27 protein-coding genes are annotated in these 25,014 nt (G+C 74.3%); 11 read left to right on the top strand and 16 right to left on the bottom strand.

Annotated elements, in window-relative coordinates; genetic code table 11:
- Nucleotides 1-7 precede the first annotated feature (7 nt).
- From KPF22_RS16730 to KPF22_RS16715, 4 genes are all read left to right on the top strand, one after another.
- Nucleotides 8-907, top strand: a complete 900-nt coding sequence (locus tag KPF22_RS16730; protein ID WP_208823616.1) for an oxaloacetate decarboxylase — start codon at nt 8-10, stop codon at nt 905-907.
- A gap of 183 nt (nt 908-1,090) precedes the next feature.
- Complete coding sequence (locus KPF22_RS16725) at nt 1,091-1,291, top strand: hypothetical protein (RefSeq protein WP_062394657.1); 201 nt, start codon at nt 1,091-1,093, stop codon at nt 1,289-1,291.
- Entirely contained in the window at nt 1,288-1,728 is a 441-nt protein-coding gene (locus tag KPF22_RS16720) for a hypothetical protein (RefSeq protein ID WP_208825211.1), read from the top strand. Before KPF22_RS16725 ends, KPF22_RS16720 begins: the two co-directional genes overlap by 4 nt.
- 351 nt (nt 1,729-2,079) lie before the next feature.
- The gene (locus tag KPF22_RS16715) at nt 2,080-2,544 is read left to right on the top strand and encodes a sodium-independent anion transporter (RefSeq protein WP_208825213.1); all 465 of its coding nucleotides are present in this window, start codon (nt 2,080-2,082) and stop codon (nt 2,542-2,544) included.
- A 20-nt stretch (nt 2,545-2,564) separates the two neighbouring features.
- On the opposite strand, the gene alc is transcribed toward KPF22_RS16715, so the two are convergent.
- From alc to KPF22_RS16685, 6 genes are read right to left on the bottom strand one after another with little or no spacing between them, the layout of a single operon-like run.
- Complete coding sequence (alc, locus tag KPF22_RS16710) at nt 2,565-3,557, bottom strand: allantoicase (RefSeq protein ID WP_179759984.1); 993 nt, start codon at nt 3,555-3,557, stop codon at nt 2,565-2,567.
- Nucleotides 3,554-4,720, bottom strand: coding sequence for a glycerate kinase (locus KPF22_RS16705; RefSeq protein WP_224402622.1), 1,167 nt, complete (start codon nt 4,718-4,720; stop codon nt 3,554-3,556). The genes alc and KPF22_RS16705 overlap by 4 nt, the downstream gene beginning before the upstream one ends.
- The gene (gcl, locus tag KPF22_RS16700; protein WP_208825220.1) at nt 4,717-6,507 is read right to left on the bottom strand and encodes a glyoxylate carboligase; all 1,791 of its coding nucleotides are present in this window, start codon (nt 6,505-6,507) and stop codon (nt 4,717-4,719) included. The genes KPF22_RS16705 and gcl overlap by 4 nt, the downstream gene beginning before the upstream one ends.
- A complete protein-coding gene (locus tag KPF22_RS16695; protein ID WP_255624771.1) occupies nt 6,504-7,385 on the bottom strand; it encodes an NAD(P)-dependent oxidoreductase in 882 nt (293 codons plus the stop codon). The genes gcl and KPF22_RS16695 overlap by 4 nt, the downstream gene beginning before the upstream one ends.
- Nucleotides 7,382-8,170: a hydroxypyruvate isomerase family protein gene (locus KPF22_RS16690; RefSeq protein WP_224402621.1), complete on the bottom strand. Its 789-nt coding sequence runs from the start codon at nt 8,168-8,170 to the stop codon at nt 7,382-7,384. The genes KPF22_RS16695 and KPF22_RS16690 overlap by 4 nt, the downstream gene beginning before the upstream one ends.
- A gap of 20 nt (nt 8,171-8,190) precedes the next feature.
- Complete coding sequence (locus KPF22_RS16685; protein ID WP_208825226.1) at nt 8,191-8,583, bottom strand: amidase; 393 nt, start codon at nt 8,581-8,583, stop codon at nt 8,191-8,193.
- A 279-nt stretch (nt 8,584-8,862) separates the two neighbouring features.
- Between KPF22_RS16685 and KPF22_RS16680 the strand changes: the two genes are divergently transcribed.
- From KPF22_RS16680 to KPF22_RS16660, 5 genes are all read left to right on the top strand, one after another.
- Nucleotides 8,863-10,347 carry an NCS1 family nucleobase:cation symporter-1 gene (locus tag KPF22_RS16680; RefSeq protein ID WP_224402620.1) on the top strand — a complete coding sequence of 495 codons (1,485 nt, stop codon included), beginning with the start codon at nt 8,863-8,865 and terminating at the stop codon, nt 10,345-10,347.
- Nucleotides 10,347-11,081 (top strand): aspartate/glutamate racemase family protein, encoded by a 735-nt coding sequence (locus tag KPF22_RS16675; RefSeq protein WP_224402619.1) that lies wholly within the window; start codon nt 10,347-10,349, stop codon nt 11,079-11,081. The genes KPF22_RS16680 and KPF22_RS16675 overlap by 1 nt, the downstream gene beginning before the upstream one ends.
- Entirely contained in the window at nt 11,078-12,487 is a 1,410-nt protein-coding gene (allB, locus tag KPF22_RS16670) for an allantoinase AllB (RefSeq protein WP_224402618.1), read from the top strand. The genes KPF22_RS16675 and allB overlap by 4 nt, the downstream gene beginning before the upstream one ends.
- A 9-nt stretch (nt 12,488-12,496) precedes the next feature.
- Nucleotides 12,497-13,318 (top strand): IclR family transcriptional regulator, encoded by an 822-nt coding sequence (locus tag KPF22_RS16665; protein WP_208825233.1) that lies wholly within the window; start codon nt 12,497-12,499, stop codon nt 13,316-13,318.
- 486 nt (nt 13,319-13,804) lie between these two features.
- The gene (locus KPF22_RS16660; protein ID WP_224402617.1) at nt 13,805-13,993 is read left to right on the top strand and encodes a hypothetical protein; all 189 of its coding nucleotides are present in this window, start codon (nt 13,805-13,807) and stop codon (nt 13,991-13,993) included.
- Nucleotides 13,994-14,089: 96 nt separating this feature from the next.
- Here KPF22_RS16660 and KPF22_RS16655 read toward each other — a convergent pair whose 3' ends face one another.
- The 4 genes from KPF22_RS16655 to uraD are packed head-to-tail and all read right to left on the bottom strand — an operon-like array spanning nt 14,090 to nt 17,322.
- Entirely contained in the window at nt 14,090-15,568 is a 1,479-nt protein-coding gene (locus KPF22_RS16655) for a nucleobase:cation symporter-2 family protein (protein ID WP_208825237.1), read from the bottom strand.
- Between the two features lie 28 nt (nt 15,569-15,596).
- Nucleotides 15,597-16,511, bottom strand: coding sequence for a factor-independent urate hydroxylase (gene pucL / locus KPF22_RS16650; protein ID WP_208825239.1), 915 nt, complete (start codon nt 16,509-16,511; stop codon nt 15,597-15,599).
- Between the two features lie 2 nt (nt 16,512-16,513).
- Nucleotides 16,514-16,819, bottom strand: coding sequence for a hydroxyisourate hydrolase (locus KPF22_RS16645; RefSeq protein ID WP_208825241.1), 306 nt, complete (start codon nt 16,817-16,819; stop codon nt 16,514-16,516).
- Complete coding sequence (gene uraD, locus KPF22_RS16640) at nt 16,816-17,322, bottom strand: 2-oxo-4-hydroxy-4-carboxy-5-ureidoimidazoline decarboxylase (protein ID WP_208825243.1); 507 nt, start codon at nt 17,320-17,322, stop codon at nt 16,816-16,818. Before uraD ends, KPF22_RS16645 begins: the two co-directional genes overlap by 4 nt.
- A 153-nt stretch (nt 17,323-17,475) precedes the next feature.
- Between uraD and KPF22_RS16635 the strand changes: the two genes are divergently transcribed.
- On the top strand, nt 17,476-18,255 hold the full coding sequence (locus KPF22_RS16635) for a GNAT family N-acetyltransferase (RefSeq protein WP_208825246.1): 780 nt from the start codon (nt 17,476-17,478) through the stop codon (nt 18,253-18,255).
- A 290-nt stretch (nt 18,256-18,545) separates the two neighbouring features.
- Nucleotides 18,546-20,183, top strand: a complete 1,638-nt coding sequence (locus KPF22_RS16630; protein WP_224402616.1) for a cytosine permease — start codon at nt 18,546-18,548, stop codon at nt 20,181-20,183.
- 58 nt (nt 20,184-20,241) lie between these two features.
- Here KPF22_RS16630 and KPF22_RS16625 read toward each other — a convergent pair whose 3' ends face one another.
- Genes KPF22_RS16625 through KPF22_RS16600 form a run of 6 tightly spaced genes read right to left on the bottom strand, consistent with a single transcriptional unit; the run spans nt 20,242 to nt 24,770 of the window.
- A complete protein-coding gene (locus KPF22_RS16625; protein WP_224402615.1) occupies nt 20,242-21,036 on the bottom strand; it encodes an urease accessory protein UreD in 795 nt (264 codons plus the stop codon).
- Between the two features lies 1 nt (nt 21,037).
- Nucleotides 21,038-21,766, bottom strand: coding sequence for an urease accessory protein UreG (gene ureG / locus KPF22_RS16620; protein ID WP_224402614.1), 729 nt, complete (start codon nt 21,764-21,766; stop codon nt 21,038-21,040).
- Nucleotides 21,756-22,433: an urease accessory protein UreF gene (locus KPF22_RS16615; protein WP_208825253.1), complete on the bottom strand. Its 678-nt coding sequence runs from the start codon at nt 22,431-22,433 to the stop codon at nt 21,756-21,758. The genes ureG and KPF22_RS16615 overlap by 11 nt, the downstream gene beginning before the upstream one ends.
- Nucleotides 22,433-24,148, bottom strand: coding sequence for an urease subunit alpha (locus tag KPF22_RS16610; protein ID WP_224402613.1), 1,716 nt, complete (start codon nt 24,146-24,148; stop codon nt 22,433-22,435). The genes KPF22_RS16615 and KPF22_RS16610 overlap by 1 nt, the downstream gene beginning before the upstream one ends.
- Nucleotides 24,145-24,471 (bottom strand): urease subunit beta, encoded by a 327-nt coding sequence (locus KPF22_RS16605; protein WP_208825258.1) that lies wholly within the window; start codon nt 24,469-24,471, stop codon nt 24,145-24,147. Before KPF22_RS16605 ends, KPF22_RS16610 begins: the two co-directional genes overlap by 4 nt.
- On the bottom strand, nt 24,468-24,770 hold the full coding sequence (locus KPF22_RS16600; protein WP_020622559.1) for an urease subunit gamma: 303 nt from the start codon (nt 24,768-24,770) through the stop codon (nt 24,468-24,470). The genes KPF22_RS16605 and KPF22_RS16600 overlap by 4 nt, the downstream gene beginning before the upstream one ends.
- Nucleotides 24,771-25,014 lie beyond the last annotated feature (244 nt).

Raw genomic sequence — 25,014 nt, 5'->3', positions numbered from 1 at the left:
CCCCGCCGTGGCCGACCTCCTCAGCCGACCCGGGAACCGCCGGGCGCGCCTGCGTGCCCTGCTCGACGCCGGCACCCCGGTGCTCGCCCCCGGCGCCTACGACGCGCTGTCCGCGCGGCTGGTCGAGCAGGCCGGGTTCGACGTCGTCTACATGACCGGGTTCGGGACGACGGCCGGCCTGCTCGGCCGGCCCGACGTCGGCCTGCTCGGGGGTGCGGAGATGGCCGCGCACGCGGGCAGGCTGGCCGACGCCGTCGATCTGCCGCTCATCGCCGACGCGGACACCGGCTACGGCAACCCGCTCAACGTCATCCGCACCGTCCGCGACTACGAGCGGGCCGGGGTCGCCGCGCTGCACCTGGAGGACCAGGTCATGCCCAAGCGGTGCGGGCACCTCGCGGGCAAGCAGGTGGTGCCCGCCGCGGAGATGGCCGCGAAGGTGCGGGCCGCCGTCGACGCCCGCACCGACCCGGACCTGCTGGTGATCGCGCGGACCGACGCCGCCGCCGTCGACGGGCTGGACGCGGCGATCGAGCGGGCCCGCCGGTTCGCCGACGCCGGCGCCGACCTGCTGTTCGTGGAGGCGCCGACGTCCGAGCGCGACATCGAGACCGTCGCGACCGCGCTGGCCGGGCACCGGCTGGTGTTCAACTGGGCCGAGGGCGGCCGCACCCCGCCGCTGTCGCGCGACCGGCTCGCCGAGCTCGGGTTCGCCCTGGTCCTGTTCCCCGTGGGCACCCTGCTCGCGGCGACGGCCGGGATGCGGGAGCTGCTGGAGCGGCTGCGGGCCGAGGGCACCCCGGCGTCGCTGATCGACCGGCTCGGCGGCCTCGACGCGTTCGCCGAGCTCGCCGGGATCGGGGAGGTCCGCGAGCTGGAGCAGCGCTACCGCGCGGAGGGGACCTGAACAGTTCCCGGGCGCCCCGTGCCGCAAACGTCGGCTCCGCGGAGCGGACGCCGGTACACGCCCACGAGTGGCGCGTCGATATGTCGTACACCACACTCGATGCAGATGACCTTGCCGACCTGCGGACGTCGACCGGAACGGGGCGGGCGGGCAGGGTCCCGGAATCGCCCCAGGCGGTGGATCGTGCAGCAGAACACTCCCCGGCTCCGCATCTGCGAACGATGCTGGTCGTCGGTCGCGGACGGCTCGGTCTGTCGGATCTTCCGGCACTCCGACCCCGCGACCCCGCTGGAGAGGCCCGCCTTCTCCTACCGGCACCTCGACGGTGATCCGGCGTGCAGCGGGGCGCAGCAGCCCGAGCTGGAGACGGGGTGGGCCGCGTGAGCGCACCCCCCGTGCCGGGACGCGCGCTGCGCCCGGTCCCCACGCCGGTGCCGGCCGCCCGGACCGCGCTGTCGCCGGTCGACCCGCTGCCGGTGTCATCGGGTGACCTGGAGCGGCTGCGCGAGAACCTCGGACGCGTGCTGGCCGGTCTGCGCTGGCCCGCCCACCGCTGGCAGGTCCTCGCCGAGGCCGAGGCGTGGGGGGTGAGCGGCGTGGTCCGCCAGCAGCTCCTCCCGCTGCCCGACGGGCGGTACCCGTCGTTCGAGGCCGTCGTCGAGGTGCTCACGGCCGCGGCGCGTGGCCGGCTGCGCCCGGTGCCGGTCCGGCCCGCGATCGGTGCGGACCGGCTGCACCCCGCCGAGCGGGCCGGTGTCCCGCCGCGCCTGCCGCGTGCCCACGGCAGGCCCGCACCCGCGCCGGGGCACCGTCCGGCCTGACCTTCGACGGGGCCGTGCGACCGCCCCGGACGGTGGTGGGTGGGGCCGAGTCGGCCGGGGTCGGCGGTCCCGAATCCGCCGGCCCCGGCCGGGGTGACCACCCGTCCGCTCCCCAGCGACGGGTGGTGGGTCCTCGGGGTGCGTGGCCCGTGACGAGGCGGGTGCGTGCCGGTGGGAGGCCGGCGGCTCACGCGAGGTGATGTATATCACGCGGGGCGGCCGGATTGGTCCGGTTTCCCCGAACCGGGCGACGGTATCGATCAAGCCGCCCGTGTGCGTGTAGACCCCGGAGCACCGGGAAGGCCGCGCGTATCCGGGCCCGGGCGGGCCCGGCGCGGCGAGGAGGCGGACGTGGCGGGGCAGACGGCGATCGGACTGGCGGTCGAGACGGCGGGACCGGGGGTGCGGCTGGTCCGGGTGTCCGGGCGGCTGGACCGTGCGGGAGTGGAGGCGCTGGCGCGGATGCTCGACGCGCAGGCGCGGTGCGGTCGGACCCCGGGTCACGTCGTCGTCGACCTCTCCGGGGTCAACGCCTTCGACGGGCCCGCCACCGAGCGGCTCGGTGCGGTCGTCGCCCGCTCGCGTGCCGACGGCGTGCGTCTGCACCTGGCCGGGTGCGGCGGCCGGGCGGAGCTGCTGCCGCTGCGCGCCCGCCAGGTCCTGCAGCGCTGCAGCGCCTTCCCCTCCGCCGAGGTCGCCGTCCGGACGCTGACCGCGGCCCGTGCCGACACCGCCGCCGGAGCCGGGACCGTGCCCGGACCGCGCCGGGCCGGCGACGACCGCACGGGTGGCAGGCCGGTCTCCGCCGGTACCTGACCCGACCGGCCCCGGGGCCGTCAGCCCGCCGCGTCGAGGGCGCGGCGCACGGCGGCCGCGCCGTCCTCGTCGAGCTCGCCCCAGCACCGCAGCCGGGACAGCCCGCCGTCGGGGAACACGTCCAGACGCAGGTGGGTGGCCGGTGCGGCGCCGGGCAGCAGGAACCGGTGCCGGGTGTCGGGCTGCACCCGCTCGCGGTCGCGCAGCACCGTCCACGACCCGCCGGTGCGCTCGTCGCGGGTGCTGATGGAGACCCAGCCCGGCGCGTTCCCGACGAACCAGGTCGTGTCGACCTCCACGTGCCGCGGGACCCCGCCCGCGGCGAGCGCGAACTCGACCCAGTCGTTGCCGCCGTCGCGGCGCCGCGCGTTCTCCCAGCCCTCGCCCATGTGCCGCGCCTTCCCGGGCAGCAGCAGGTTGCCGGGGGAGGAGTAGAACTCGTCGGAGCAGCCGGTGACGTGGCCCCCGTTCTCCGCCGCGAGCAGGTCCACGGTGCCCTCGAGGAAACGCGGGTCGGGCAGCACCCGGCCGAGCACCCGGAACCGGGCGATCCCGCCGTCCGGGTGCATGATCAGCCGCAGGTGGGTGGCCCGGCGGGTGTCGGTCACCGGATAGACGTTGGCGGTGTGCCCGGCGCACGCCGAGCGCGGCACGATCTCGTGCCAGGGCGCCTTCTCCAGCTCGTCGGGGGAGGGGTGGCCGTCGACGGCGGTCGCCTCGACGGCGATCTCCGGCGGGTAGTTGCCCCTGAACCAGGAGGTGTCGACGACGACGTGGTCCACCACGCCCGGCGCGCCCAGGCGGACCAGGGCCCAGTCGTGGCCGGGCTCGCGGCGGCGCCGGGTCTCCCAGCCGTCGTAGACCTTGCCCTTCAGACCGAACTCGTCGGGGTCGAAGCGGGGCGGGGCGGCGGTGATGAGGTTCTCGCGCTGGGCGAAGAACTCGTCGTTCGCGGCGACGACCGAGCCGCCGAGCGCGCGGGAGGCGAGGTCGATGAGCGAGGGGTCGGTCACGGTCTGCTCCTGATCATCGGGCGGGTGGGGGACGGGTGGTCGGTGGCGATCCGGGCGCCGAGCAGACGCAGCAGCTCGGCGGCGCGGTCGACCGCGTCGCGGTGGTCGAGGGCGGTGTCGGTGAGGGCGTAGGTCGCGACGAAACCCGCGGCCCGCAGCGCGACTGGGCCGAGGGTCACCTGCCCGGCGACGGCGACGACCGGGGTCCCGGCCGCGCGGGCGGCGGCGGCGACCCCGGCCGGGGCCTTGCCGTGCAGGGTCTGGGCGTCCAGCCTGCCCTCCCCGGTGACGACGAGACCGGCGCCGGCCAGCTCGTCGCCGAAGCCGGTCAGCTCCAGGACCGTACCGACACCGGGTGCGACGCGCGCCCCGCAGACGGCGGTCAGCGCGAGCCCCGCCCCGCCCGCGGCACCGGCGCCGCGCGCCGCGGCGAGCGTGTCGGCGTCGGTGCCGGTGGCGGCGGCGAGCACCCGCACCCAGCGGGCCAGCGCGTCGTCGAGCGCGGCGACCCCGGCGGCGTCGGCGCCCTTCTGCGGGCCGTAGACGGCCGCGGCGCCGTGCGGGCCGAGCAGCGGGTTGTCGACGTCGGCGGCGAGCCGGACCCGTACGGCCGGGTCCCGCAGCCGTGGGTGCAGCCCGGCGAGGTCGAGCCGGTCGGCACGGGCCAGCGCCGCGCCGCCCCGCCCGACCTCGGCGCCACCGGCGTCCAGGACCCGGGCGCCGAGCCCGCGCAGCAGCCCGGCGCCGCCGTCGGTGGTGGCACTGCCCCCGAGCCCGACGACGACGTCGGTGCACCCGGCGTCGAGCACCGCGGCGAGCACGGTGCCGAGCCCCTCGGTGCCCGCGCCGCCCGGGGCACGTTCCCCGTCGGGCAGGACCGCGAGCCCGGCCGTCGAGGCCAGCTCCACCAGCGCGGACACGCCGTCGCGGGCCCAGACGGCCGTCAGCGGAGCCCCGGTGGGGCCGGTCGCGGCGGTCGTGACCGGCTCCCACCCGGCGGCGAGCGCCGCGGCGACGGTGCCCTCGCCGCCGTCGGCGACCGGGCAGCGGCGCACCGGACGGCCCGGGTCGACGTCGGCGATCCCGGCCGCGAGCGCGTCGGCGACGGCGGCGGCGTCCAGCGAGCCCTTGAACTTGTCCGGGGCCAGCAGGATCGCGCTCACCGGCGGTGGGCCAGCGCGGTCGGGGCGTCGGCGGGGGTCTCGGCGAGGTCCTCGAACTCGGTGACGGCGTCGATCTCGGTGCCCATCGCGATGTTCGTGACCCGCTCCAGCACCACCTCGACCACGACGGGCACCTTGTGCTCCGAGGCCAGCTGCGACGCCCGGCGCAGGGTCGTGGCGATCTCGTCGGGCTCGGTGACCCGCAGCCCCACGCAGCCCAGCCCCTCCGCGACGCGGACGTGGTCGACGCCGTAGCCCTTGGGCAGCCCGGTCAGCTCCTCGTCGGCGTGCATGTTGTCGAAGGCCAGTGAGACCTGGAAGTCCATGTCGAACGCGCGCTGCGCCTGCCGGATCAGGCCCAGGTAGGAGTTGTTGACCACGACGTGCACATAGGGCAGTCCGAACTGGGCGCCGACCGCGAGCTCCTCCAGCATGAACTGGAAGTCGTAGTCGCCCGAGAGCGCGACGACCGGGGTCGACGGGTCGGCGACGACGGCGCCCAGCGCGGCCGGGATGGTCCAGCCGAGCGGTCCGGCCTGGCCGCAGTTGACCCAGTGCCGGGGCCGGTAGACGTGCAGGAACTGGCCGGCCGCGATCTGGGACAGCCCGATCGTCGTCACGTAGCGGGTCTCCGGGCCGAAGACCCGGTTCATCTCCTGGTAGACCCGCTGCGGCTTGATGGGGACGCAGCCGAAGTCGGTGCGTCGCAGCAGCGTCGCCTTCCGCTCGCGGCACGACTCCGCCCACGCGCTGCGGTCCGGCAGCGTCCCGGCGTCGCGGCGGCGGCGGGCCTCGGCCAGCAGGGCGCGCAGCGCGGCCCCGGCGTCGGAGACCACGCCGTAGTCGGGGGCGAACACCCGCCCGATCTGGGTGGGCTCGATGTCGACGTGCACGAACCGGCGCCCGCGCCGGTAGGTGTCCAGCCCACCGGTGTGCCGGTTAGCCCAGCGGTTCCCGATCCCGACGACGACGTCGGAGGCCAGGAAGGTGGCGTTGCCGTAGCGGTGCGCGGTCTGCAGCCCGACCATCCCCGCGGCGAGCGGGTGGTCGTCGGGGATCGTGCCCCAGCCCATCAGGGTCGGCACGACCGGGACGCCGAGGATCTCGGCCAGCTCGACGAGCTCGGCGGAGGCGTCGGCGTTGACGATGCCGCCGCCCGCGACGATCAGCGGCCGTTCGCCCTCGGCGAGCAGGTCCAGCACCCGCGACGCCTGCGGGCCGGTCATCGCGGGGCGGTGCACCGGCAGCGGGGCGTAGGTGTCGGGGTCGAAGTCGATGACGGTCTGCTGCACGTCGATCGGCAGGTCGATCAGCACGGGACCGGGCCGGCCGGACCGCATGAGGTGGAACGCCTGGGCGAACGCGCCCGGCACCTGCGCGGCCTCGCGCACGGTCATCGCCATCTTGGTGACCGGTGCCGCGATGGCCGCGATGTCGACGGCCTGGAAGTCCTCCTTGTGCAGCCGCGCGACCGGCGCCTGCCCGGTGATCGCCAGGATCGGGATCGAGTCCGCCGACGCCGAGTACAGCCCGGTCACCATGTCGGTGCCCGCCGGGCCGGAGGTGCCGATGCAGACGCCGATGTTCCCCGGGCGCGCGCGGGTGAAGCCCTCGGCCATGTGCGAGGCGCCCTCGACGTGGCGGGCCAGGACGTGGCCGATCGTGCCGCGGGCGCGCATCGCGGCGTAGAAGGGGTTGATCGCCGCACCCGGCACGCCGAACGCCTGCGTGGCACCCTCGGCCTCCAGGATGCGGACGGCGGCCTCGGCCGCGGTCATCCGGGTCATGACGACTCCCCGTTCAGGCGGCGGACGGTGCGGTGCAGGGCGGAGTGGTCGAGGCCGCCGTCTCCGGCGGCCCGGGTGGCGGCGACGAGCTGGGCGACGAGCGCGGCCACCGGGGCGACCACCCCGGCCTCGCGGGCGGAGTCGGCGACGATGCCCATGTCCTTGTGGTGCAGGTCGATCCGGAAGCCGGGGGCGTAGTCCCCGGCCAGCATCTTCGGGGCCTTCTGGTCGAGAACCTTCGATCCGGCGAGCCCGCCGCCGAGCACACGGACGGCGGCGTCGAGGTCGGCGCCGTGCGCACGCAGGAACTCGATCGCCTCGGCGAGCAGGGCGATGTTCCCGGCGACGATCAGCTGGTTCGCGGCCTTCACGGTCTGCCCGGCCCCGGACGGGCCGACGTGCACGACGGTGCTCCCGACGGCGTCGAGCAGCGGGCGGGCGGCGGCCACATCGGCCTCCTCCCCGCCGACCATGATCGACAGGGCGGCGTTCTCGGCGCCCGCCTGGCCGCCGGAGACCGGGGCGTCGAGCATCCGCAGGCCGCGCTCGGCCGCGCGGGCGGCGAGGTCACGGGCGACGTCGGGGCGGATCGTGGAGAAGTCCACCACCAGGGTGCCGGGCTCCGCGGTGTCGAACACGCCGCCGTCCCGGGTGCAGACGTCGACGACGTCGGGGGAGTCGGGCAGCATCAGCGCGACCACGTCGGCGCCGGTCACCGCCTCGGTGACCGTCGCGGCGGCCCGGCCGCCGTCGGCGGCGAGGGCCTCGGCCTTCTCCGGGCTCCGGTTGTGGCCGACGACGTCGTGCCCGGCCTTCACGAGGTGGCGGGCCATCGGGCCGCCCATGATCCCGAGGCCGACGAAGGCGATGGCGCTCATGCGGAGGCTCCTTCCCTGGTCAGCCAGCCGAACGGGTCGGCGGTGACGGGCTTGTACTCGAGGCTGACCGGGCCGTCGTAGCCGGCGGCGGCGACCCGGGCGAGCAGGTCGCCGATCGGCAGGTCCCCGGTGCCGGGTTCGCCGCGGCCGGGGGCGTCGGCGATCTGGACGTGGCCGATCCGGTCGGCGTGGCGGTCGATCGCGGCCGCGGGGTCGTCGCCGTTCACAGCGAGGTGGTAGACGTCGAGCAGCAGCCGCAGGTGCGGCGACCCGACCCGGTCGAGCACGGCGACGGCGTCGTCGGCGGTCTTCAGGGGGTAGGCGTCGACGCCGCTGACCGGTTCGAGCAGCGCGACCGCGCCGATGCGGGCGGCCGCGTCGGCGGCCAGTGCGAGGCTGCGGACGGCGGTCTCGTCCTGGACGCGCGGGTCCAGGTCGTCGCGCCGGTTGCCGTGGAGGGCGTTGAAGCCGAGCGTGCCGAGCCGCTCGCCGATGCCGACGGCGACGGCGACGTTGTCGGCGAACTCGCTCGCGCGGGCCGGGTCGGACAGGATGCCGCGCTCGCCCGCGGGCATGTCGCCCGCGGTGAAGTTGAGCCCGGTGAGGGTGACGCCGGCGTCGGCGACGGCGGTGACGAAGGCGTCGACATCGTGGTCGCCGGGCACGGAGTCGGTGAACGGCCACCAGAACTCGACGGCGTCGAAGCCGGCCGCCGCGGCGGCCGCGGGCCGGTCGAGCAGCGGCAGGTCGGGGAACACGATGGAGCAGTTGACGGTGTAGCGCACTTCAGGGGCCTCCTCGGTCCTCAGGCGGGCTCGGGCAGTCCCCGGTAGGCCCGCCACCCGCCGTGGGCGGTGATGTCGGTGAGCTCGTCGCGCTGGCGCTCCAGCACACCGGGCCGCAGCCCGACGGCGAGGACGTCGCGGCCGTCGTCGAGCTCGATGACGGTGAGCTCGAGCTCCGGCGGCTCGTCGGGGAGGAAGTCGGTGCGGATCGCCGAGAGCGGGACGTCGTAGATCTCCCCGGCCAGCGGCACGCCGCCGGAGGGGTCCTCCAGCAGGGCCGGGAACTGGTCGCGTACCGAGTACATGCGGTAGTGCGGAGCGGTCCGGACCCCGCCCAGGAACGGGTGGGCGGACACGTTGTGGTGGAGCCGGCCGCCGCGCATCGCGTCACCGGAACAGAAGAGGGCAGTCACCGGAGCCTCCGATCATTCCGCAATGCGGAAAAGTGATTCCGTTGTGCGATGTGAATCGGACCACGGCATCGGAGGGCTGTCAAGCATCGCCGTCGGCGGCGACCCCTTGACGCTCGCGTGACCGGCGCCATAACTTGATTCCGCTAGGTAAGAGATTCGTTTCACATCGCGGAAATCAGCGCGTTACGTTGGACGCGCCACGACGTGGGAACCGAGGTGGCCCCGATGACGGGACCCGGAACGAGCGACCGATCCGCAGCAGCGCCGACCGGTGAGCGGGTGGCCGCCGTACCCGTCACGCAGGACGGCGCCGACGCACCGAGCCCCCGGCTCTACAACCGCGACCTCGCGCCGACCACCGTCGAGGGACGGTCGTGGAAGGCCTACAACATCTTCACCCTGTGGGCCGTCGACGTGCACAGCCTGGGCAACTACGGCTTCGCGCTCGGCCTGTTCGCGCTCGGCCTCGGCGCCTGGCAGATCCTGGTCTCGCTCGGCATCGGCGCGCTGGTGCTGTTCGTGCTGCTCACCGTCGCCGGGTACATGGGCTACCGCACCGGGCTGCCGTTCCCGGTGATGAGCCGGATCGCCTTCGGCGTGCGCGGTGCCCAGCTCCCGGCCCTGGTCCGGGGCGCGGTCGCGATCGCCTGGTTCGGCATCCAGACCTACCTCGCCACCCGGGTGCTCGTCGTGATGGTCCTGGCCGTGGCGCCGTCGGCCGGTGCGCTGGAGCAGGTGTCGTTCCTGGGGCTGTCGGTGCTGGGCTGGATCTGCTTCGTCGTCCTGTGGGTCGTGCAGGTGGCGATCCTGCTGCGCGGCATGGACGGCATCCGCCGCTACGAGGCCGTCGCCGGCCCGATCGTGCTGGTGACCCTCGCGGTGCTCGCGGGCTGGGTGCTGTGGCAGACCGGTGGCGACATCGCGCTGTCGGTGCCCGAGCCGCTGACCGGCGGGGCGATGTGGGTCCAGATCCTCGCCGGGGCGTCGCTGTGGACGGCGATCTACGGCACCTTCGTCCTCAACTTCTGCGACTTCACCCGCGGCGCGGTGTCCACCGGAGCGGTCCGGCGTGGCAGCTTCTGGGGGATCCTGCCGAACACGATGTTCTTCGGTGTCGTCGTCGTGGTGCTGGCGGGCGGCCAGCTGCGGATCGGCGGCCAGGTGATCTCCAGCCCGGCCGACGTCGTCAACACCATCCCCAACACCCCGCTGCTGCTGGTCGCCTCCGCGGCGCTGCTGATCCTGACGATCGCGGTCAACCTGATGGCGAACTTCGTGGCCCCCTGCTACGCCCTGTCGAACCTGTTCCCGCGGGTGCTCGACTTCCGCCGGGCCGGGGTGGTGAGCGCGCTGATCGGTCTGATCATCCTGCCCTGGAACCTGTACGACTCCCCGGTGGTGATCACCTACTTCCTGGGTGTGCTCGGCGCGCTGCTCGGCCCGCTGTTCGGGATCGTGATGGCCGACTACTGGCTGGTGCGGCGCGGACGCATCGACGTCCCCGCGCTCTACACCGAGGCGAGCACCGGCGCCTACCACTACCGCGGCGGGATCAACCGGCGCGCGGTCGCGGTGTTCGTGCCGTCCGCGGTGGTCGCCGTCGCCGTCGGGTTCGTCCCCGCGCTGGAGCCGGTCGCGCCGTTCAGCTGGTTCCTCGGCGCCGGGATCGCGGCGCTGCTGACCGTGCTCGTCGCCCCGCGCGGACGGACCTACCGCGCGGTCCCCGGGGAGTCGCTGGCCGTCGCACCGACCGGGGGGCACTGATGCGCGTCGTCGTCGTCAACGTCAACACCACCGGGTCGGTGACGGAGGCCATCGCCGCCTCCGCCCGCTCCGTCGCGGCGCCGGGCACCGAGATCGTCGGGCTGACGCCCCGGTTCGGCGCCGAGTCGGTCGAGGGCAACCTGGAGAGCTACCTGGCCGCGGTCGGGGTCGCCGACGCCGTCGCGCGCTACGCCGCCTCCGGCGAGCGGTTCGACGCGGTGATCCAGGCCGGCTACGGCGAGCACGGCCGCGAGGGTCTGCAGGAGATGCTCGACGTGCCCGTCGTCGACATCACCGAGGCCGCCGCGACCACCGCGATGTACCTCGGCCACCGCTACTCGGTGGTGACCACCCTGGACCGCACCGTGCCGCTGATCTCCGACCGCCTGCTGCTGGCCGGGCTGGACCGGCGCTGCGCCTCGGTGCGCGCCTCCGGGCTCGCGGTGCTGGAGCTCGAGCAGGACCCGGACCGTGCGGTCGCCGCGATCGTCGAGCAGGCCCGGGCCGCGGTCGAGCAGGACCACGCCGAGGTGATCTGCCTGGGCTGCGGCGGCATGGCCGGGCTGGATGCGAAGGTGCGCGCCGAGACGGGGGTGCCCGTCGTCGACGGGGTGCAGGCCGCGGTCACCGTCGCCGAGTCGCTGGTCCGGCTCGGCCTGACCACCTCGACGAGCCGTACCTACGCGGCACCCCGTACCAAGAAGATCACCGGATTCCCCCTGGAGATGTCATGACCAGCTACGACCTGGTGGTCCGCGGGAAGCGGATCATGACCACGGCGGGCGAGCAGCCCCGCGAGATCGGCGTGACCGGCGGGCGGATCGTCGCCATCGAGCCGCTCGGCAACGGCCTCGACGGGGCCCGGGTGGTCGACCTCGCCGACGACGAGGTGCTGCTGCCCGGGCTCGTCGACACCCACGTGCACGTCAACGAGCCCGGCCGCACCGAGTGGGAGGGCTTCGCCTCGGCGACCCGGGCCGCAGCGGCGGGCGGGGTCACCACGATCGTCGACATGCCGCTGAACTCGATCCCGCCGACCGTCGACGTCGCGGCGCTGGAGGTGAAGCGCAAGGTCGCCGAGCACCAGGCGTTCGTCGACGTCGGGTTCTGGGGCGGCGCCGTGCCCGGCAACCTCGGTGACCTGCGCGGCCTGCACGACGAGGGCGTCTTCGGGTTCAAGTGCTTCCTGCTGCACTCCGGCGTCGACGAGTTCCCGCCGCTCGACGCCGACGAGATGGAACGCGACATGGCCGAGCTGGCCACCTTCGACGCCGTCATGATCGTGCACGCCGAGGACTCCCGGGCCATCGAGAAGGCCCCCACCCCGCACGGCGCGAAGTACGACACCTTCCTGCGCTCGCGCCCGCGCGGCGCGGAGAACCTGGCGATCGCCGAGGTCATCGAGCGGGCCCGCTGGACCGGGGCGCGCGCGCACGTGCTGCACGTGTCCTCCTCCGACGCGCTCCCGATGATCGCGACCGCGCGGCGCGACGGCGTCCGGATCACCGCCGAGACCTGCCCGCACTACCTGACGCTGTTCGCCGAGGAGATCCCCGACGGCGCCACCACGCACAAGTGCTGCCCGCCGATCCGCGAGGCGTCGAACCGGGAACTGCTGTGGGAGGGGCTGCTCGACGGGACGATCGACTGCATCGTCAGCGACCACTCGCCCAGCACCGCCGAGCTGAAGTTGCTCGACTCCGGGGACTTCGGGCTCGCCTGGGGCGGGGTGTCGTCGCTGCAGCTGGGGCTGTCGCTGGTGTGGAGCGAGGCCCGCCGGCGCGGCATCGGGCTCGCGCAGGTGGTGCAGTGGATGGCGTCGAAGCCCGCCGACCTGGTCGGGCTGCGTTCCAAGGGCCGGATCGCGCTCGGCTACGACGCCGACCTCGCGGTCTTCGCCCCCGACGCCGCCTTCGTCGTGGACCCGGACCGGCTGCACCACAAGAACAAGGTGAGCGCCTACGCCGGCCGGTCGCTGTCCGGCGTGGTCCGGCGCACCGTCCTGGGCGGCCGCGACGTCGACGTGTCCGGTGAGCCGCACGGCAGGCTGCTGCGCCGCGGCTCGGTGGAGCGGGTGACGGGTGCGCCCGGCGCCCCCGGCGGCACCGAGGTCCCGGCCGCACCGCCCGAGCAGGGCTAGACTTCCGTCATGCGGAAGAACGATCCCGACAGTCGCGTCGGTGCCGCCGCGGACGTCGCCGCGGCGGCACCCGCCCGCTCGGGGACCGTGCAGTCCGTGGAACGGGCTGTGGACCTGCTGGAGGCGATGGCCGACGCGGGCGGCACGGTCAGCCTGTCCCACCTCGCGGCCACCTCCGGGCTCCCGCTGCCGACCATCCACCGGCTCGTCCGGACCCTGGCCGGGCGCGGCTACGTCCGCCAGCAGTCCTCGCGCGAGTACGCCCTCGGCCCCCGCCTGGTGCGCCTCGGCGACACCGCCGGACGCCTGGTGGGCATGTGGGCGCGCCCGCGGCTCGCCGGCCTGGTCGACGACCTGGGGGAGAGCGCCAACCTGGCGCTGCTGGAGGGGAACCAGGTCGTCTACGTCGCCCAGGAGCCCGGCCGTCACTCGATGCGGATGTTCACCGAGGTCGGGCGACGGGTGTCGCCGCACTGCACCGCCGTCGGGAAGGCGCTGCTGTCCCGGATGCCGGTCGAGCGGGCACGGGAGGTGCTGCGGCACACCGACTTCGTGCGGCACACCGACAACACGATCACCTCGCCCGAGGAGTACTTCGCCGAGCTCGACAAGGTCCGTGCCGCCGGGTACGCCGTCGACGAGGGCGAGCAGGAGCTGGGGGTGCGGTGCGTCGCCGTCGCGCTCGACGGGCCGCTGCCCGCCGCGGTGTCCATCTCCGGCCCGACGACCCGGATGACCGACGCGCTCCTCGACTCCGCCGTGCCGAAGCTGCGGTCCGTGGCCGACGCGCTGGTGGCCGAGCTGGCCCGGCAGGACGCCGCAGGGGTCTGAGGCCGGGCCTCCTGTCGGCGTCGGCCACACCGCGGCCGACGGTGCCGGACTCCGACGGGCCCGACCATGATCGGAGATCCGGAAGGGATCGGTGCCACTGCCGGCACCGATCCCTTCCGAGTCCTCGATCACCACGGGGATGCGGTTCGCGATCGCCACCGGAACGGAGCGAACGGGCCCGGCCGGGGCGCACCGTCGCCCGCCGGGCGTCGACCGGGGCATGGTGCGTGATACACCCCGGGGTCTACCTGGTCGCCGGGCACCGACCGGGACACGAGAGCAGGGTCCGAGCGGCGGCGCTCCGGGCGGGTCCGTGGGCGACGTTGAGCGGACCCGCAGCCGCGTTCTGGCACCGGATGCTCGACGAGCCGCCGACGTGCACCGTGCTCGAGGCCGCCCCGGTGGCGGGACCTCGCTTCCTCGACCGCGCCCTGCAACGTCACGTCGGCTTCGCCGAGCTGCACGCGGCCTACTGCCGGCACATGGGTGCCCGCGGGAACCGGGGATGGGGAGCTCCTCGTCGCATGCGCCGACCGCTTCGCCGCGGACCGGCGCAAGGGCAACGCGCTCGGCACCGCCGGGTGGGTCCTGCTGCGGTTCACCTGGGCGGACCTGACCGGAGCACCGGAGCTCGTCGTGCGCCGTGTCCGTGAGGTCCTGGCCGCCGCAGCGTGACCGGCCCCGGACCGGCAGCGGTGATCGTCGTCCCGGAAGGGATCCGTGCCACGGACGACACCGGACCCTGCCGGAACGACGATCATGCCGCGGCGCTCAGTCGTCCCTGACCTGGGTGCCCGGCTTCGCCGTGACCGGCTCGTAGGACTCCGGGCCCAGCACCTCGCCCGAGGCCAGGATCCGGATCTCCCCGGTCTGCACCAGCACCGGCGGGCCCGCCGCGACGACCGACGGCGCCGACGGCCGGCCGGGGGCGAACACGTTGAAGAACAGGTTGAGCAGCACCGCGACGATCGCCGCCGAGCTGATGCCGGAGTGGAAGATCGTCGCGAACCAGTCCGGGAAGTTCGCCCAGAAGTCCGGCGAGACCACCGGGACCAGGCCGAACGCCACCGACGCCGCGACGATCACCATGTTGTTGGTCCCGCGGTACTCGACGGCGGCGAGTGTCCGGATCCCGCTGGCGGCGACCGTGCCGAACAGCACGATGCCCGCCCCGCCGAGCACCGGCTGCGGGATCGCCGAGAACACCGCGGACGCCATCGGCGAGAGCCCCAGCACCAGCAGGAGCAGCCCACCGGCGGCGACGGCGAACCGGCTCCGGATCCCGGTCAGCGCGACGAGCCCGACGTTCTGGGCGAACGCCGTCGCCGGGAAGGAGTTGAACACCGGCGCGACCACCGAGGCGGCCATGTCGGCGCGCAGCCCGTCGCCGACCCGGCGGGCGTCGACCCGGGTCTCGACGACCTCGCCGACCGCGAGGATGTCGGCGGTGGTCTCCACCATGATCACCAGGACCACGATGACCATCGAGACGGTCGCCCCGACCGTGAACAGCGGGGTGCCGAACGCGAACGGCGCGGGCAGCGCGGCGACGCTCGCCCCGCCGACCCCGGAGAAGTCGCTCAGCCCCGCCACCAGCGCGACGACGGTCCCGACCAGCAGCCCGAGCAGCACCGACAGCCGCGAGAGCACCGCGATCTTCCCGGCGACGACCACCACCAGGAAGGTGAACCCGGCCAGCGCGATCGAGGGCAGCGCGGCGAACTCGGGGTTGGGCACCGTCGCCCCGCCCACGGTGACGGTCTCCCGGCCGGTGATCCAGCCGGTCGCCACCGGCATCAGCGACAGCCCGATCACGGTGATGATCGACCCGGTCACCACCGGCGGGAACAGCCGTACCACCCGGGCGAAGAACGGGGTGATGAGAAGCCCGACCGCGGCCGCGACGATCACCGCGCCGTAGACGGTGCGCAGGCCGTCGGTGCCGTCGTCGCCGACGATCGCGATCATCGTCGACACCGACGCGAACGAGGTGCCCTGCACCAGCGGCAGCTGCGATCCGAAGAACGGCAGGCCGAGGGTCTGCAGCAGGGTGGCGAGCCCGCTGACGAACAGCCCGGAGGCGACGAGCACGGCGCTCTGCGCGGGGGTGAGCCCGGCCGCACCGCCGATGATGATCGGTACCGCGATCACGCCCCCGAACATCGCGAGGATGTGCTGGACGCCGTAGCCGAGCGTCGGCCCGATGCCGAGCCGTTCGTCCTCCGGACGTACTGCCTGTTCCGTGCTCATGGCGGATCCCCTCGGTGGGAGTGGCGGGTCAGACGGAGGACGGCACGTCGGTCCACGCCTCCGGCGCCGGGGTCACGCCGTCGCGGACGACGGTGCCCTCGATCAGGCCGTAGGGGCGGTCGGCGGCGTGGAAGACCTCGTTCGGGTTCTTGAGGCCGAACGGCGACAGGTCGGACAGGAAGTGGTGCTTGTTGGGCATCGCGAACCGGATCTCGGCGACGCCGTCGCAGGCCTCGATCGCGGCCCGGCCCATCTCGTAGAGCGACTGCTGCAGCGCGAGCGAGTGGGTGGTGGCGAACGCCGACAGCATCGCCGCGCCGATCGCGTCGTAGGCGCCGTTGAAGTCGATCCCGGCGGCGACGGCGTCGGGCAGGTAGCGCCAGCGCGCGGTGACCGAGGTGGCGAGGATGCGGTCGTCGGTCTCGACCAGGGTGGTGTAGCGGTCGCGCGGGAAGCCGTGGAACTCGCTGCCGGTGGACTTGAGCACGGTGAGGTCCTTCAGCCCGGCGGTGACGTGGGTGGCGTCGCCGGTCTTCTGCACCGTCGCCAGCCGGGTGGCCCGGCCCTTCCGGACGAACGAGTGGTCGTGCCCGGCGCCGTCGACGACGATCCGCTCCCACTCGTACAGCTCGGCCTGCCAGAGCCCGCCGGTGATCCAGTCGAACTCGCCGGTGAAGTGGTCGCCCAGCAGCAGCAGGAACTCCTCGGGCGAGGTGATCCCGTGCTCGGAGGCGAAGGCGTACACCACGTTCTTCTGGGTGTCGGTGGCGACGACCTTGGAGTTGTCGCCGGTCAGGTAGCTGCTCTCCAGGGCGGCGCCCCGCAGCTGGCTGGTCACGTTGAGGTCGGTGATCTCGTGCCGGGCGGTGTCGCGCACGACCCGCACCACGCGGACCTCCGCCTTGCCGTACTTGTTGTCGCCGAGGTGGACCGAGACGGACATGATCAGCTCCCGAGGTAGGTGGAGTAGGAGTAGGGCGACAGCAGCAGCGGGACGTGGTGGTGGCGGTCGGTGCGCTCCGGGCGGAACGCGATCGACACCTCCGGGAAGAACGGGCTCGGCGTCGTGAACGTGATCCGGTGCAGCACCCCCGCGGTGAGCGCGGCGGACTCCGGGGCGCGCCAGCGGCCGTCGCCGTCGGTGGTGCCCGACGCCAGCACGGTCCCGTCCGCGCCGGTCAGGGTGACCGGGACGCCGGTGGCCGGGCGGCCCGCCGCGGCGTCGAGGACGTGGGTGGAGAAGCTGCTCATGCCAGCACCTGCCGCATCCGCAGGGCGGTGATCTCGGCCAGCTGACCGGCGGCCTCGGCGCGCTCGGCGGCCGGGTCGTTGTCCAGCCTGCGCTCCAGCTCGGCGAGGATCTGCCCGGCGTCGCGGCCGGCGGCCCGGATCAGGAAGACGTGGCCGAAGCGCTGCTCGTAGGCGGCGTTGCCGGCGGCGAGCCGGGCGGCGGTGTCCGCCCCGGTGTCCACACCGGACTGTTCGGAACGCGAGAACGCGGCACCGTCGGCATGGGCGCCGCCGGGGCGCTCGCCGATGCGGGGGTGCCCGGCCAGCGCGGCGTCGATCTCGGCGCTGTCCAGGGCGAGGACCGCCTTCTCCGCCGCTGCGACGGCGTCGTCGACGCTGCCGTACGGGCGTCCGGCCAGCAGCCGGTCCGCCCACCCCGGCGAGGTGGCGCAGGCACGCAGGGCCGGGCGCAGCTCGTCGGGTGGGGCGGTGTTGAGTCGGTCGAGGGTCAGGTCGTCCGGCATGGGTCCTGCTTCCGTACTCGTCCGTGAAGTTTCACGATGCGGAACCGTCGTTCCGAAGTGTCATCAGTGTTGGTTTCGCGACGGCGAGGTGTCAAGGGTCACCCGGCCGAACGGCCCTGCCGGAGCACGCGGGACCGGCGGACCATCCCCGGCATGACCACCGAGACGCTCACCACCGGCTGGGAGCCGGACAGCCCGGTCGGGGACAGCCTCGCGCGCCGGTTCGTGCACGCCTACGCCGACCGGACCACCGCGATGGCGGCCCGCGCCGGAGGGCGGGCGCGACGGGTGGCCGGTGCCGTCCTGGCCGACCCCGGGTCCCCGTTCGGCTACGACAACGCGGTCGTCCTGACCGCTCCGCCGGACCCCGGCGACCTGCGGCGGGTGCTCGACGACGCGGCCGCCTTCTTCCCGCCGCACCGCTGGTGGGTGCTGCTCTCGCTGTTCGCGCTGCCCGACCTGAGCGGGTACGGGCTGGTGCGGGTCGGCCATCCGCCGCTGATGTTCCGCCCGCCGGGACCGCTGCCGCCGCCCCCGCCGGGTCTGCGGATCCGGACGGTGCCCGACGCCGACCCGGCCGACTTCGAGCGCGTGCTGGTCGCCGGTTACGGCCTCGCCGAGGTGGGGCGGCCGGCCGTCGCGGACCCGCGGTCCGCGGACCTGCTGCACCTGGTCGTCGGGTACGCCGGCGACGAACCGGTCGCGACGGCCGGGGCGGGCGTGCACCACGGCGTGGTCGAGGTCGACTGGGTGTCGGTGCTGCCGGAGCACCGTGGCCGCGGGTTCGGCGGGGCGGTCACCGCGGCCGTCTGCGCGGCCGCGCCCGGGCTGCCGTCGCTGCTGATCTCCAGCGACGACGGCCACCCCGTCTACCGCCGGCTGGGCTTCTGGGATCTGTTCCGCACGACGATGTGGGAACACCCGCCCTCCTGACCGACCGCCCAGCGTCCCCGCCCGCCCTCGCCCGTCGCCACCGTCGTCGCGGGGCCGCCGTCCGCCCCGGCCACCCCGTCCACAACGGTGGCCGGTCCGGCGCGGGGACGCACCCGTCGTGCCCGGATCGTCACGCAGTCGTCCCGGCCGGTCCGCCGGCCGTCACGCGGCGCCCGGATCGTCCGGGGCCGGTGTCACGCAGTCGTCACCCGACGGCAACCGGCGCCGTCGTTGCGGAACGCAGCATTCCTCAGCGGTGGTCCTCCGACCCGGCCACCGTGGGGGCATCGATGACGCAGGAGATGGACCGGACCGCGGCGGCGCCGGCGGGAGCCGCGCGCGAGACGCTGGAGGACTACACGCTGCGGTTCGCGCCGCGCAGCTACCGCCGGTGGTCGCCCGGCGTCGTCGGGGTGACCGCGCTCGGCGGGATCGCCTACCTCGCCGACTTCGCGATCGGCGCGAACATCGGCATCGCCTACGGCACGGTCAACGCCCTGTGGGGCATCGCCGTGTTCGCGCTGGTGATCATCGCGACCGGGCTGCCGCTGGCGTACTACGCGGCCCGCTACAACCTGGACCTGGACCTGATCACCCGCGGCAGCGGCTTCGGCTACTACGGCTCGGTCCTGACCAACGTCATCTTCGCGACCTTCACCTTCATCTTCTTCGCCCTCGAGGGCTCGATCATGGCCCAGGGACTCGAGCTGGGCCTCGGTCTGCCGCTGTGGGCGGGCTACGCCGTGTCCACGGTGATCATCTTCCCGCTGGTGGTGTACGGGATGTCGCTGCTGTCCACGCTGCAGGTGTGGACGACGCCGCTGTGGCTGGTCCTGATGGTGCTGCCCTTCGGCTACCTGCTCCTGGCGCACCCGGACTCGGTGTCGACGTTCCTGGCCTACCAGGGCGAGGACGGCGCGGGCGCCCCGAGTCTCGGCTCGGTCATGCTCGCCGCCGGGGTGTGCCTGTCGCTGATCGCCCAGATCGCCGAGCAGATCGACTACCTGCGGTTCATGCCACCCAGGACCCCGGAGAACGCCCGCCGCTGGTGGGCCGCGACGCTGCTCGCCGGACCGGGCTGGGTGCTGTTCGGGGCGGCGAAGCAGGTCGTCGGGCTGTTCCTGGCCGTCTACCTGATCGCGAACCTGGCCGACGGCGCGGCGGTGGCCAACGAGCCGGTGCACCAGTTCCTGGCCATCTACCAGGAGCTCATGCCCGCGTGGCTGGCCATCACCCTGGCCGTGGTGCTCGTCGTCATCAGCCAGATCAAGATCAACGTCACCAACGCCTACTCCGGCTCGCTGGCCTGGACCAACTCCTTCACCCGGGTCACCGGCACCTACCCCGGACGGCTGGTGTTCCTCGGCGTCAACCTGGTGATCGCGCTCGTGCTGATGGAGGCGAACATGTTCGACTTCCTCAACGCGATCCTCGGGTTCTACGCCAACATGGGCATCGCCTGGATCGTCGTGGTCGCCACCGACATCGTGGTGAACAAGTACCTGCTCGGCATCTCGCCGAAGGTCCCGGAGTTCCGCCGCGGCATGCTGTACGCGGTCAACCCGGTCGGGTTCGGCTCGGTGGTCGTCGCGGGCGGGCTGTCCATCGCGGCGTTCTTCGGGCTGCTGGGCGAGGCGATCGCCCCGTTCTCGCCGCTGGTCGCGATCGTGCTCGGGGTGGTGCTGCCCCCGGTGATCGCGCTGGCCACCCGGGGCCGCTGGTACCTGCGCCGCACCGACGACGGCATCGACCTGCCGATGCTCGACGAGCACGGCAACCCCTCGGCCGTCACCCTGCCGTGCCACGTGTGCGGTCAGGACCTGGAACGACCGGACATGGCGGCCTGCCCCGCGCACGACGCCTACGTGTGCTCGCTGTGTCTGAGCACCGACCGGACGGGCGAGCACGTGCTCCCGGCCCAGGTGTGACCGCCACCGGTGGGGGGAGCGGCACCCGGCCCCTCACCGGTGCCGGTCACCCGACGGCTCAGGAGGCGGCGCGGACCGCCTCGGCGAGGCGGCGGGCGGCGGTGACGGCGTCGTGCGCGACGGCCGTCGCGAGCGCCCCGCGTCCCGGCAGCGGGGACAGGCTCCAGCCGTCCCCGCAGGTCGCGGGGACCTGCTCGCGGGCGGGCCCGACCAGGACCTCGGTGCCCAGGACCCGGTGCCCGGCGAGGTGGGCGGGGGAGGCGTCGAGCAGCGGGTCGCCGATCTCCTGGGTCTGCACCAGCAGCGGCCGGCCGGGCGCGGCACCGTTCCCGGCGGCACCGTTCCCGGCGGCACTGCACTCGGTGACCCGGACGGTCCCGCGGCAGCGGCCCGGCCGCTCCCCGGTGCGGCCGGCGACCAGCAGGTCCCGGGCGCGCAACGCGGCGGTCGGGGCGAGCACCACGTCGAGCACGGTCTCGTGGTGGGCCCGCCCGGTCACCACGGTCGGCTCCGGCAGGTAGGTCAGCGACCCGCCGTCGCCGACGCTGCAGCGCAGCACGGTCCGGCTCGGCCGGGCCGCGCGGTCGGCACTGCGGCCACCCGGCAGGGCGACGGCCGCCGCGACCCCGGTCAGGGTCAGGTGCGCCCCCGCGCCGACGGTCACGGTGAGGGTGACGTCGTCGCCGGCCAGCGGGGTCGAGGCCGACCCCACGAGGTGCACGACGGCGTCGGACCGGCTCGCGCCGGTGACGCCACGACGGGGGACCAGGGCCAGCGGGGACTGCGCCCGCAGCGTCGTGACGACCGACCGGCCCTCTCGCGCGACGACCACGAGCTCCGCGCAGGCCAGCACCTCAGACGCTCGCCCGGACCGCGGCGACCTGCTCGAGCACCCAGGTACCGACGTCGCCGGCGGCCGGGTCCTCGACCAGCGACTGCGCGATCACCGGCAGCTCGCCGCGGATGCGTGCGGCGTCGCCGGTCATGACCCCGAGGTCCGCGCCGACCAGCGGCGCCAGGTCGGTCTTGTTGATCACGAGCAGGTCCGCGGTGGTGACGCCGGGGCCGCCCTTGCGGGGCACCTTGTCCCCGCCCGCGACGTCGACGACGAAGATCTGCCGGTCCACCAGGCCGCGGGAGAACACCGCGGTGAGGTTGTCCCCACCGGACTCCACGAGTACCAGGTCCAGGTCGCCGAAGCGCTCCTCCAGCAGCTCGACGGCGTCGAGGTTGGCGGTGATGTCGTCGCGGATCGCGGTGTGCGGGCAGCAGCCGGTCTGCACGGCCTCGACCCGCTCCGGCGGCAGCACGGCGTTGCGGCGCAGGAAGTCCGCGTCCTCGGTGGTGTAGATGTCGTTGGTGACCACGGCCAGGCGGACCCGCTCGCCGAGGCTGCGGGCCAGCGCCGCGACCAGCGCGGTCTTGCCCGACCCGACCGGCCCTCCGATGCCGATCCGCACCGCGCGCCCGCCGGCCGGGGCCGGTGCGTGGTGGTCGTGGTCGGTGACCGTCGGGTCGAAGCTGATCACATGACCGTGGCCGTGCCCGGTCTGCCCGGTCGGCGGGCTCTGCTCAGGAGGCAAAGAGACGCACCCTCTCGCGGTGGTGGTGGACGTGGGACTCGGCCATGAGGTCGAGGACCGGCGCGCCGGGCGCCGGGAGGTCGGCGGGGTCGCCCGCCGCGAGGGCCGCGGCCTCGTCGACGACGACGGCCAGGTCGTCGTCCAGGGCGACGAGCGCGGCGTTGACGGCGAACGGGTCCAGCCCGAGCAGCCGGACCGCCGCCGACGCGGGCCCGGAGACGGCGAGGTAGCCGACGCAGCGGGCCGCGGCGGACGGGGACTCCCCGGCGACGCCGACGACGACGCCGACGAGCAGCGGGTGGTGCGGCCGCCGGTCGACCGCGACCAGCGTGTCGAGCTCCGGCGACGGCCACGCCGCCCGCGCCGCGCGCAGGGCCGCCTTCCCCTGCACCCGCGACGCCTCGCGCTGCGCGAGCGACGGCGTGCGCGCGTCGAGTGCCGCGTCCAGCGCCCCGAGCCGGTCCCGGCCCGCGGGGTGCGCGGCGGCCGCGGCGGCGCAGGCCGCGACCCGGCCCGCGGTGCGCAGCCGCCCGCGCAGGAACGCGTGCAGCGACGCGACGTCGGTGACCAGCCCCCGCTCGGCGGCCTCCTCCAGCCCGCCGGAGTGCACGTGCCCGCCCCCGGGGAACCGGGCGTCGGCGAGCACCAGCGACGCGAGGCCCGCCATCAGAACAGGAAGTACCGCTGCGCCATCGGCAGCTCGCTCACCGGCGCGGGCTCGACGACGGCGCCGTCGATCGTCACCTCGAACGAGTCCGGGTCCACGCGCACGTCCGGGGTGGCGTCGTTGCGCAGCATCCCGGCCTTGCGCACCGAGCGGGTGTCGGCCACCGGCACCGCGGGCGTCGCCAGCCCGAGCCGCTCGGGAACGCCCGCCTCCAGCGCGGACGGCGCCATGAAGGTGAGCGAGCCGAGCGCGGCGGGGGTGTGGGCGTAGCCGAACATCGGGCGTCCGTAGACCGGGCCGGGTGTGGGGATGGAGGCGTTCGCGTCGCCCATCTGCGCCCACACCGCGAAGCCGCCCTTGAGGACGACCTCCGGCCGCACCCCGAAGAACTTCGGCTCCCACAGCACCAGGTCGGCGAGCTTGCCGACCTCGACCGACCCGACGTGCTCGGCGGCGCCGTGGGCGAGTGCGGGGTTGATCGTGTACTTCGCGACGTAGCGCTGCGCACGCAGGTTGTCCGCCCGCTCGGAGTCACCGGGCAGCGGGCCGCGGGCGGCCTTCATGACGTGTGCGGTCTGCCAGGTACGGATGACGACCTCGCCGATCCGGCCCATCGCCTGCGAGTCGCTCGACATCATCGAGATCGCGCCCAGGTCGTGCAGCACGTCCTCGGCGGCGATCGTCGTCGGGCGGATGCGGGACTCGGCGAAGGCCAGGTCCTCGGGCACCGACGGGTTCAGGTGGTGGCACACCATCAGCATGTCGAGGTGCTCGTCGAGGGTGTTGACGGTGTGCGGGCGGGTCGGGTTCGTCGACGACGGCAGCACGTGCGAGGTGCCGACGACCTCGATGATGTCCGGGGCGTGCCCGCCGCCGGCGCCCTCGGTGTGGAAGGCGTTGATCGAGCGGCCGTCGATCGCGGCCAGGGTGGACTGCAGGAACCCGGCCTCGTTGAGGGTGTCGGTGTGGATCGCGGCCTGCACGCCGGTCTCCTCGCACACCCGCAGACAGGCGTCGATCGCCGACGGGGTGGTGCCCCAGTCCTCGTGCAGCTTGAACCCGCCCGCCCCGGCGCGCAGCTGCTCGTGCAGCGCCTCGGCCGAGACCGTGTTGCCCTTGCCCATCAGCAGCAGGTTCACGGGCTGGTGGTCCATCGCCTGCAGCATCCGGCCGATGTTCCAGGGGCCGGGCGTGACGGTGGTGGCCTTCGACCCGTCGACCGGGCCGGTGCCGCCGCCGAACAGCGTCGTGACCCCGGACGCGAGCGCGGTCTCGACCAGCTGCGGGCAGATGAAGTGCACGTGCGCGTCGATCGCACCGGCGGTGAGGATGCGTCCGTTGCCCGCCAGCACCTCGGTGCCGGGCCCGATCACCAGCGCCGGGTCCACCCCGTCCATCGTGTCGGGGTTGCCGGCCTTGCCGATGCCGACGATCCGGCCGTCCTTCACCCCGACGTCGGCCTTCACCACGCCCCAGTGGTCGAGCACGACGGCGCCGGTGATCACCAGGTCCGGACAGTCCGCGGCCAGGACGGCCGCCTGCCCCATCGACTCCCGGATCACCTTGCCGCCGCCGAACATGACCTCGTCGCCGGACGCCGGGCCGCGCGAGCGGTCCTCGGTGACCTCGATCAGCAGGTCGGTGTCGGCGAGCCGGACCCTGTCCCCGACGGTGGGACCGTACAGGTCCGCGTAGCGCGCGCGGTCGATGTTCACTGCTCGTAGCTCCGCTCGTCGAGGGCGCCGGCCCGCTCGGGACGCAGGCCGGGGACCCGGCGCGCCCCGGCGATCGGCACCAGCGTCACCTCGCGCTCCACCCCGGGCTCGAACCGCACCGACGTCCCGGCGGGGACGTCGAGCCGGTGTCCCCACGCGGCGTCGCGGTCGAAGGACAGTCCGGGGTTCGCGGCGGCGAAGTGGTAGTGCGACCCGACCTGCACGGGGCGGTCCGCGGCGTTGACCACGGTCAGCGTCAGCCGGGGGCGGCCGGGGTGCAGCTCGACCGGCTCGGTGCCGACGAGGATCTCGCCGGGGATCACGCGATCGGCCCGTGGACGGTGACGAGCTTCGTGCCGTCCGGGAAGGTGGCCTCCACCTGCACCGAGTCGAGCATCTCCGGGACGCCGTCGAGGACGTCGTCGCGGGTCAGGACCTCACGGCCGCTGCTCATCAGCTCGCTGACGGTGCGGCCGTCGCGGGCGCCCTCCAGGACGTGCTCGGTGATCAGCGCGACCGACTCCGGGTAGTTCATCCGCAGACCCCGCTCGCGACGCCTGCGGGCGACGTCGGCGGCGACGTGGACCAGGAGCTTGTCGCGCTCGCTCGGACTGAGGTGCATGCCCCGCATTGTGTCCGGTCCCGGGTTGCGACGGGATTGCCGGGAGGTTCCGAACGGTGTCCCGCCGGGGGCCCGATGTCCGGGTCGACTGTCGGAACCTACGAAAGCCCCGCGACGAGCGGGCCGGGGTTCGTCGGAGACGGCGGTGCCGGGCGGTCCCGGCCCGGGCGCATGGTGATGCAGGTCGCAATCCGGCCCCCTCCGCGCGCCCTGCCCCGTCACACCCTCCGGCTCCCATCGAGGT

Source organism: Pseudonocardia sp. ICBG1034, from assembly GCF_020131375.1.
Classification (GTDB): Bacteria; Actinomycetota; Actinomycetes; order Mycobacteriales; family Pseudonocardiaceae; genus Pseudonocardia; species Pseudonocardia alni.
The sequence above is the reverse complement of the archived record's forward strand: the minus strand, read 5'-3'. Positions and strand labels throughout refer to the sequence as shown.

Bases quoted from the DNA above. Each gene is read 5' to 3' on its own strand.
- gcl (WP_208825220.1), bottom strand. From the start codon at position 6,507: ATGACCCGGATGACCGCGGCCGAGGCCGCCGTCCGCATCCTGGAGGCC.
- KPF22_RS16695 (WP_255624771.1), bottom strand. From the start codon at position 7,385: ATGAGCGCCATCGCCTTCGTCGGCCTCGGGATCATGGGCGGCCCGATG.
- KPF22_RS16675 (WP_224402619.1), top strand. From the start codon at position 10,347: ATGCGCGTCGTCGTCGTCAACGTCAACACCACCGGGTCGGTGACGGAG.
- allB (WP_224402618.1), top strand. From the start codon at position 11,078: ATGACCAGCTACGACCTGGTGGTCCGCGGGAAGCGGATCATGACCACG.
- KPF22_RS16665 (WP_208825233.1), top strand. From the start codon at position 12,497: ATGCGGAAGAACGATCCCGACAGTCGCGTCGGTGCCGCCGCGGACGTC.
- KPF22_RS16655 (WP_208825237.1), bottom strand. From the start codon at position 15,568: ATGAGCACGGAACAGGCAGTACGTCCGGAGGACGAACGGCTCGGCATC.
- pucL (WP_208825239.1), bottom strand. From the start codon at position 16,511: ATGTCCGTCTCGGTCCACCTCGGCGACAACAAGTACGGCAAGGCGGAG.
- KPF22_RS16645 (WP_208825241.1), bottom strand. From the start codon at position 16,819: ATGAGCAGCTTCTCCACCCACGTCCTCGACGCCGCGGCGGGCCGCCCG.
- uraD (WP_208825243.1), bottom strand. From the start codon at position 17,322: ATGCCGGACGACCTGACCCTCGACCGACTCAACACCGCCCCACCCGAC.
- KPF22_RS16635 (WP_208825246.1), top strand. From the start codon at position 17,476: ATGACCACCGAGACGCTCACCACCGGCTGGGAGCCGGACAGCCCGGTC.
- KPF22_RS16630 (WP_224402616.1), top strand. From the start codon at position 18,546: ATGACGCAGGAGATGGACCGGACCGCGGCGGCGCCGGCGGGAGCCGCG.
- KPF22_RS16615 (WP_208825253.1), bottom strand. From the start codon at position 22,433: ATGGCGGGCCTCGCGTCGCTGGTGCTCGCCGACGCCCGGTTCCCCGGG.
- KPF22_RS16600 (WP_020622559.1), bottom strand. From the start codon at position 24,770: ATGCACCTCAGTCCGAGCGAGCGCGACAAGCTCCTGGTCCACGTCGCC.